Genomic DNA, 8,089 nt, shown 5'->3' with positions numbered 1-8,089 from the left:
TCATAACCTCAACTACTCGAACCGCCCGGTGCGGACCCGCATGCCGGGTGGTGTGGCAGGGGTCGGCTAGTTTCACTGGCCGCCCCTATGCCAATATGCGGCGGCGGGGTTGGCTTTGGCCGGTGGCTGGCGCGGGATTGGGCTGGCGTAGCGTGCCCACGCACCAAGGCGGTGCAAAACGCATAGCCTGGTGCGGATTGGGCAGGCGGACGCAGTGCCTGGCCGGCCCTCGCGCTGGCACAAAATATGCTTAGTAGGCAGGTAATCTTTGGAAGAATGCCAGCCATGCCCGAAAGCGCTACCACCGACCACCCGAGCACGAACGACAGCGCCTGGCACGCCCGCCTGACGCTGGGCTTTGCCGACGACGCCGGCACCACCCGGCTGGTCGAGCGCAGCCACGCCGGCCCCTTGCGCGTGCAAAAGCCGCTGTATCCGGAGGGCGAGGCGGTGTGCCACGCGATTGTCGTGCATCCGCCCGGCGGCGTGGTCGGCGGCGACCAGCTGTCGATCAGCGCGCGGGTCGGCCCGGGCGCGCACGCCTTGCTGACATCGCCCGGCGCCGCCAAGTGGTACAAGGCCAACGGCAAGGTGTCGCGCCAGCAGGTGTATTTGCAGGCGCAGGCCGGCGCCAGCGTCGAGTGGCTGCCGCAGGAGAGCATCTTCTTCGACCAGGCCCGCGTGGCGCTGGAGCAAACCGTGGTCCTCGAAGCCGACGCCAGTTACATCGGCTGCGAGATCCTGTGCCTGGGCCGGCGCGCCTCGGGCGAAACCTTCAATAGCGGGAAAATCACGCAGCGCACGCAAATCCACCGCGACGGCAAGCTGGTCTGGTGGGAGCAGGGCGCGCTGGCCGGCGGCGGCGAGATGCTGCGCAGCCCGCTCGGGCTGGACGGCCACAGCGTCTGCGCCACCTTGCTGGCGGTCGGCAAAGCGCTGCCGGCGGCGGCGCTGGCGAGCCTGCGCGAGGCCGGCCTGGACGGCGCCGGCAAGTTCGGCGTAACGCAGATGAAGGGCGTGTTGTCGGCGCGCTATCTGGGCGACGACAGCGAGCAGGCGCGCCGGGTGATGCTGGCCGTGTGGCAGCGCCTGCGCCCCTTTTTGCTTGAGCGCGCGGCTCCGGCGCTGCGCATCTGGAACACTTGAAACCTAGCCGTACAGGATAAACACGATGGATTTGACCCCCAGAGAAAAAGACAAGCTGCTCATTTTCACGGCCGGCCTGGTGGCCGAACGGCGCCTGGCGCGCGGCCTGAAACTGAACTACCCGGAAGCCGTGGCCCTGATCAGCGCCGCCATTATGGAGGGCGCGCGCGACGGCCGTTCGGTGGCCGAGCTGATGTCGGACGGCGCCAAGATCCTCAGCCGGGCCGACGTCATGGACGGCATCGCCGAGATGATCCCGGACATCCAGGTCGAAGCCACTTTCCCCGACGGCAGCAAGCTAGTTACCGTCCACAACCCGATTCCTTAAGGAGCGCGTCATGATCCCCGGTGAATACAAGCTGGAAGAGGGCGAATTGAGCCTGAACACGGGCCGCCCCACCGCCACGGTGGTGGTGGCCAACCGCGGCGACCGGCCGATCCAGGTCGGCTCGCATTTCCATTTTTTCGAGGTCAACCCGGCGCTGTCGTTCGAGCGCTGGCGCGCCTACGGCATGCGCCTGAATATCGCCGCCGGCACCGCCGTGCGCTTCGAACCGGGCCAGCAGCGCACCGTGGAACTGGTGGCGCTGGCTGGCGATCGCGTGGTGTACGGCTTCAACGGCGCCGTCATGGGCAAGCTGGCGGACGTGGCGCCGGGCGCGCCGGCCGGTGCGCCGGCGGCGGGGGACGCCGCCGCGCCGCAGGGGAAGGGATAACATGGCCACTATCGCGCGCGGCGCCTACGCCGAAATGTTCGGCCCCACCAAGGGCGACCGCATCCGCCTGGCCGACACCGAGCTGTTCATCGAGATCGAGCATGACTACGCGACCTACGGCGAGGAGGTCAAGTTCGGCGGCGGCAAGGTGATCCGCGACGGCATGGGCCAGTCGCAGCGCAACGCCGCCGACGTCATGGACACCGTCATCACCAACGCCGTCATACTCGACCACTGGGGCGTCGTCAAGGCCGACATTGGCTTGAAAAACGGCCGCATCGCCGCCATCGGCAAGGCCGGCAACCCGGACATCCAGTCGAACGTGACGATGGCCATCGGCGGCGCCACCGAGATCATCGCCGGCGAGGGCATGATCGTCACCGCCGGCGGCGTCGACACGCACATCCATTTCATCTGCCCGCAGCAGATCGAGGAGGCGTTGATGAGCGGCGTGACGACGATGATCGGCGGCGGCACCGGGCCGGCCGTCGGCACCGCCGCCACCACCTGCACGCCGGGGCCGTGGCACTTGCATTCGATGCTGGGCGCGGCCGACGCCTTCCCGATGAACCTGGGCTTCCTCGGCAAGGGCAACGTCAGCCTGCCAAGGCCGCTGGAGGAGCAGGTGCTGGCCGGCGCCATCGGCCTCAAGCTACACGAGGACTGGGGCACGACGCCGGCGGCGATCGACAACTGCCTGTCGGTGGCCGACCGGATGGACGTGCAGGTGGCGATCCATAGCGATACCTTGAACGAGGGCGGCTTCCTGGAGCACACGCTGGCAGCGTTCAAGGACCGCACCATCCACACCTTCCACACCGAGGGCGCCGGCGGCGGCCACGCGCCCGACATCATCGCCGCGGTCGGGCAGGGCAACGTGCTGCCGTCGTCGACCAACCCGACCCGGCCCTACACCGTCAACACGCTCGACGAGCACCTCGACATGCTGATGGTGTGCCACCACCTCGACCCGGCCATCGCCGAGGACGTGGCCTTCGCCGAGTCGCGCATCCGCCGCGAGACCATCGCCGCCGAGGACATCCTGCACGACATCGGCGCCATTTCGATGATGTCGTCGGACTCGCAGGCGATGGGCCGGGTCGGCGAGGTCATCATGCGCACCTGGCAGACCGCCCACAAGATGAAGGTGCAGCGCGGCGCGCTGGCGCCCGACTGCGGCCGCAACGACAACTTCCGCGCCAAGCGCTACATCGCCAAGTACACCATCAACCCGGCCATCACGCATGGTATTTCCCACGTCGTCGGTTCGCTCGAGGAGGGCAAGATCGCCGACATCGTGCTGTGGAAGCCGGCCTTCTTCGGCGTCAAGCCGTCGATGATCCTGAAGGGCGGCATGATCGCGGCGGCGCAGATGGGCGACCCGAACGCCTCGATCCCGACGCCGCAGCCGGTGCATTACCGGATGATGTTCGGCGCCTTCGGCGGCGGCCTGAAAAAATCCTTCACCTTCGTCTCGCAGGCGGCCTACGACGCCGATATCGGCCACCAGCTCAAGCTGAACAAGTCGCTGATCGCGGTCAAGAACATGCGCCACCTGCGCAAGCGCGACATGATCCACAACGGCGCCACGCCGCGCATGGAAGTCGATCCCGAAACCTACGAAGTGCGCGCCGACGGCCAATTGCTGGTCTGCGAGGCGGCCAAGGTGCTGCCGATGGCGCAGCGCTATTTCTTATTCTAAAAGGAGTGTTCGATGCTGACCCTGCATAGCAAAATCACGGGCGCCGAGGCGGTCGAGGCGGAGCTGGTGCTGCCCTACGAGCTGCGCGAGAAATGCCGCCTGCGCGCCACCCTGTCGAGCGGCGAGGAGGTCGCCGTGTTCACCGTGCGCGGCACCGTGCTGCGCGACGGCGACCTGTTGACCGGCGAATCGGGCCGGGTGGTGCGCATCGTCGCGGCCAGGGAGCCGACCTACCTGGTGCGCTGCGCCGACGCGCACACGCTGCTGCGCTGCGCCTTCCACCTTGGCAACCGGCATACCCAGGCGCACGTCGGCGACGGCTTCCTGCGCATCCGCCGCGACCCGGTGCTCAAGGAAATGCTGGAGGGACTGCGGGCCAGCGTCACCGAGGAAAGCGCGCCGTTCGAGCCGGAGGCGGGCGCCTACGGCGGCGGCCACGGCCACGCCGACGACGGCGGCCACGGCGGCCACAATCCGCTGGCGCCGATCCCGCTGCGGCAGAAAATCCACCGTCCGCACGACCCGGCATGACGATGCAGGCGTCCGCGCTGCTGCACCTGCTGCAGTTCGCCAGCCCGGCGCTGCCGATCGGCGCCTACAGCTATTCGCAGGGGCTGGAGGCGGCGCTCGAGCGCGGCGCGGTGCGCGACGCCGCCGGCGCGCGCGACTGGATCGTGCGGCACCTGCACGAGGTGGTGGCGCCGTGGGAGGCGGCCGTGTGCTGGCGCCTGATGCGCGCCTTCCAGGTGCGCGACGTGGCGGCGGTGCAGCGCTGGAGCGAGCGCTTCGTCGCCTCGCGCGACAGCGCCGAGTTCCGCGCCGAGACCATCCAGATGGGCTATTCGCTGACCAAGCTGCTGGCCGAGCTGGGCGTGGCCGACGGCGCGCTGATCGAGGCGCTGCAGGGCCAGCCCGAGGTGGCGCTGCCGACCGCCTACGCCTGCGCGGTGGTGGCGCTGGCGATCCCGCACGACGCCGCGCTGCTGGCGATGCTGTTCGCCTGGGCCGAAAACCAGGTGCTGGTGTGCGTCAAATCGGTGCCGCTGGGGCAGGTGGCGGGGCAGCGCCTGCTGCTGTCGCTGCGCGCCGAGCTGGAGGCGGCGGCGCGCTACGCGCAAGAGGTGCCGGACGACGACATGTGCAACTGGGCGCCCGGGCTGGCGCTGCTGTCGATGCAGCACGAAGTGCAGTACAGCCGGCTCTACCGTTCTTAACATCATGAGGAGACAACTATGACAAGCCACACATCCAACCCGCTGCGCGTGGGCATCGGCGGCCCGGTCGGTTCGGGCAAGACCGCGCTGTGCGAAATGCTCTGCAAAGGCATGCGCGAACACTACGACATGGCCGTCATCACCAACGACATCTACACCAAGGAGGACATGGAAATCCTGCTGCGCGCCGGCGCCCTGCCGGCCGAGCGCCTGATGGGCGTGGAAACCGGCGGCTGCCCGCACACGGCGATCCGCGAGGACGCCTCGATCAACCTGGAGGCGATCGCGCGCATGCAGGCCGACTTCCCCAACCTCGACCTGATCCTGGTCGAATCCGGCGGCGACAACCTGGCCGCCACCTTCAGCCCGGAGCTGTCGGACCTGACCATCTACGTCATCGACGTGGCCGGCGGCGAAAAAATACCGCGCAAGGGCGGCCCCGGCATCACCCGCTCGGATCTGCTGATCATCAACAAGACCGACCTGGCGCCCTACGTCGGCGCCAACCTCGACGTCATGGCGCAGGACGCCAAGCGCATGCGCGGCGAGCGGCCGTTCGTGTTCACCAACCTGCGCAGCGGCGCCGGCGTGGAGACGGTGATCAAGTTCATCCGCGAGCAGGGCCTGCTGGACCAACACCACCATTTCACCCCGGGGGAAACGGCATGACCCACATCGCCAAGCGCGGCGGCGCCATGCTGGGCTTGCGCTAAGCTGCCGCATCGCGGGAAAAAAACCACCGGCTCAAGCGCCGGCGGTGTCGGACCCCAGCCCTTGCCCTAGGTTCGCTCCCCCCCCAACATGCCCGCGCGTATCGATTTGCAGTTTTTCGCAGCCCAAGGCATGATAGATGCGCGCTGACCGGGGCGCCGCCGGCGGCGCGGCCCCGCCGGATTCGTCCGCGCTATTTTTTTGCGCCCGATATTGTATTTTAATCATTATTACGTTTATGTAAATCCATCCGATTCACCTTGGAGGCAGGGACATGCTCAAAAAGCAACTGCTGTACGTCACGCTGGACGGTCCGTCGCCGCTGTCCGAGGCGGCGCCGGCATGGGCGGATGACTGGGTTATCCACCGCGTTGCCGGCCTGCGCGAGGCGGCCCGCGTGTTGCGCGAACAGCCGTGTCTGGTCGGGTTGCTGCTCGGCACGGCGCGCGCCGACGCGCTCGACGACATCGACAGTTTTCTGCGCCAGCACTGGGGCGTCCAGTGGATCGGGGTGTTCCATCCGAGCACGCTGCAGTTGCCGGACTGGCGCCGCCTGGTGGCCGAGCATTGCTGCGACTTCCATACCCTGCCGATCGACCCGCTGCGGCTGGGCCACACGCTGGGCCACGCGCACGGCTACGCGACGCTGCGCGAGGCGCCGGCGTTGGCATCCCAGCGCGGGACGGCGTTGAAGGGCCACGGCGGCGCCATCAGCCGCCTGCGCCGGCAAATCAGCCGGGTTGCCTCGGCCAACGCGCCGGTATTGATCTGGGGCGAGAGCGGCAGCGGCAAGGAACTCACCGCGCAGGCCATCCACGCGCAGTCGGCGCGCGCCGGCGGGCCCTTCGTGCCGATCAATTGCGGCGCGATTCCGGCCAGCCTGATCCAGTCCGAGCTGTTCGGCCACGAGCGCGGCGCGTTCACCGGCGCGGCGCGCGAGAAGCGCGGTCTGATCGAGTCGGCCGCCGGCGGCACGGTCTTCCTCGACGAGATCGGCGACTTGCCGATGGAGTTGCAATCGAATTTGTTGCGCTTCCTGCAGGAAAAGACCATCTACCGGCTCGGCTCGACCCAGAGCATCGAACTCGACGTGCGCGTGATCGCCGCCTCCCATATGAATCTGCAAAAGGCGGTGGCGAAGGGCGCCTTCCGCGAAGACCTGTACTACCGCCTGAACGTGCTGGCGCTGGACGTGCCGCCTTTGCGCGAGCGCAAGGACGACCTGGCTTTGCTGGCAAACCATTTCTTCGCGCAGTTCGCGGCCGAACGGGCGCCGCGCGTCAAGGGGTTCAGCGGCAAGGCGCTGGAGGCGGTCAAGGCGCACGACTGGCCCGGCAATGTGCGCGAGCTGATCAACCGGGTGCGGCGCGCCATGGTGATGGCCGAAGGGCGCCTGATTTCGCCGCAGGACCTGGGGCTGGAGGCGCCGCTGCGGCGCAGCAACGGCGACGCGCTCGACGGCATCCGCCTGCGCGCCGAGCGCGACGCCATCGACGCCAGCCTGGACCGGGCCGGCAAGAACATCAGCCAGGCCGCGCGCGACCTGGGCGTCTCGCGCATGACCCTGTACCGCCTGCTGGCCAAGCACGGCATCCACTGCTGACGCGCCGGCACCGCCGCGTGCGCCTGTCACGGCTGTCACAGCCTTGGCGGCCCCGGTCACAACCTTGATACACCTTTCGCGCGCGCAAAAGCCAATGCGCCGCCCGCTTAAGTGATTGATTTTACGCGATATTTCCTGACCCGTTCGAACGCCCGGCAGACGCCGGCCGGCCTCGCCGTCACAGCGGTGTGACAGGCGCAGCCGATTTGCCGGCCGCACTGTCGCGCCGAGTGCGCCGGCGGCACCCGGTATTGTTATAAAAATCCTTAATATTCAAAAGCTTAGCGATATTTTGTTGGGGCTGGCACTGAGTTTGCATTGACAGTCTGTGCTTAGCGGAGTCCGCCAAGCCAGATTTATCCTCGGCTAACTTTTTCAATAAGGAACTGCAATGAAAAAAACTCTTCTAGCGGCAGCTATCGCCCTCGCCTTCAGCCTGACTGCACAGGCACAGAACGGGGCGGTGAACGCGGCCAACGACACACCGGGCAGCAACACCCAAACTGCGAGCAACACCACCACGCAGGGCGGCGCCGGTCCGTCGGCGTACGACAATTCGTACGCCACGCAAGACAACTACTCGGATCAGAACAACGACAAGAGCACCGGGCAAAACAACAGTTCCGGCGAGGCCGCCGCAATGGGCTTCGGCGCTTCCGCCGCCAACAACGGCGGCGTATCGACGGCGAACTTCACCAACTCGTTTAACACCTCGAGCGCCACCGCCGTCAGCAGCCTCTCCGGCACGGTGACGGGTAACATGGTGAGCAATATCGGCAACTACGCGACCAACCTCGGCAACGCCAACGGCGGCGCCGGCGCCGGCGGCACCGGCGGCCACGGCCTGGGCGGCCTGGCGGTCGGCGTCGGCGCCCGCGGCGGCGACGCCAGCGGCGCCGCCGGCGCCAGCGGCGCGCGCGGCGGCGACGCCGCTGGCTGCGTCGGCACCGGAGGTGGCGCGGGGGTCGGAGACAGACCCGCCGGACGCGGCGGGGGT

The 8,089-nt window shown here is 67.9% G+C and carries 8 protein-coding genes and 1 pseudogene; all 9 read left to right on the top strand.

The features are described 5' to 3' along the window. The first annotated feature begins 285 nt into the window (after positions 1 to 285). On the top strand, positions 286 to 1,146 hold the full coding sequence (locus ACFDR9_RS26025; protein WP_409032848.1) for an urease accessory protein UreD: 861 nt from the start codon (positions 286 to 288) through the stop codon (positions 1,144 to 1,146). Positions 1,147 to 1,171: 25 nt separating this feature from the next. Further along, entirely contained in the window at positions 1,172 to 1,474 is a 303-nt protein-coding gene (locus ACFDR9_RS26020; RefSeq protein WP_017875888.1) for an urease subunit gamma, read from the top strand. Positions 1,475 to 1,484: 10 nt separating this feature from the next. Beyond that, a complete protein-coding gene (locus ACFDR9_RS26015; protein WP_409032847.1) occupies positions 1,485 to 1,862 on the top strand; it encodes an urease subunit beta in 378 nt (125 codons plus the stop codon). A 1-nt stretch (position 1,863) separates the two neighbouring features. Then, positions 1,864 to 3,564 carry an urease subunit alpha gene (gene ureC, locus ACFDR9_RS26010; protein ID WP_409032846.1) on the top strand — a complete coding sequence of 567 codons (1,701 nt, stop codon included), beginning with the start codon at positions 1,864 to 1,866 and terminating at the stop codon, positions 3,562 to 3,564. A 12-nt stretch (positions 3,565 to 3,576) separates the two neighbouring features. Next, positions 3,577 to 4,095, top strand: a complete 519-nt coding sequence (ureE, locus tag ACFDR9_RS26005; RefSeq protein WP_017875885.1) for an urease accessory protein UreE — start codon at positions 3,577 to 3,579, stop codon at positions 4,093 to 4,095. 2 nt (positions 4,096 to 4,097) lie between these two features. Next, complete coding sequence (locus tag ACFDR9_RS26000; protein ID WP_409032849.1) at positions 4,098 to 4,778, top strand: urease accessory protein UreF; 681 nt, start codon at positions 4,098 to 4,100, stop codon at positions 4,776 to 4,778. 18 nt (positions 4,779 to 4,796) lie between these two features. Continuing rightward, complete coding sequence (gene ureG / locus ACFDR9_RS25995; RefSeq protein WP_409032845.1) at positions 4,797 to 5,447, top strand: urease accessory protein UreG; 651 nt, start codon at positions 4,797 to 4,799, stop codon at positions 5,445 to 5,447. Positions 5,448 to 5,763: 316 nt separating this feature from the next. Further along, complete coding sequence (locus tag ACFDR9_RS25990) at positions 5,764 to 7,092, top strand: sigma 54-interacting transcriptional regulator (RefSeq protein WP_409032844.1); 1,329 nt, start codon at positions 5,764 to 5,766, stop codon at positions 7,090 to 7,092. 391 nt (positions 7,093 to 7,483) lie between these two features. After that, positions 7,484 to 8,089: pseudogene (locus tag ACFDR9_RS25985) on the top strand (hypothetical protein); the annotation flags it as partial.

The sequence above is a fragment of the Janthinobacterium sp. CG_23.3 genome (assembly GCF_046115965.1).
In the GTDB taxonomy this organism is placed as follows: domain Bacteria; phylum Pseudomonadota; class Gammaproteobacteria; order Burkholderiales; family Burkholderiaceae_D; genus Janthinobacterium.
The sequence above is the reverse complement of the archived record's forward strand: the minus strand, read 5'-3'. Positions and strand labels throughout refer to the sequence as shown.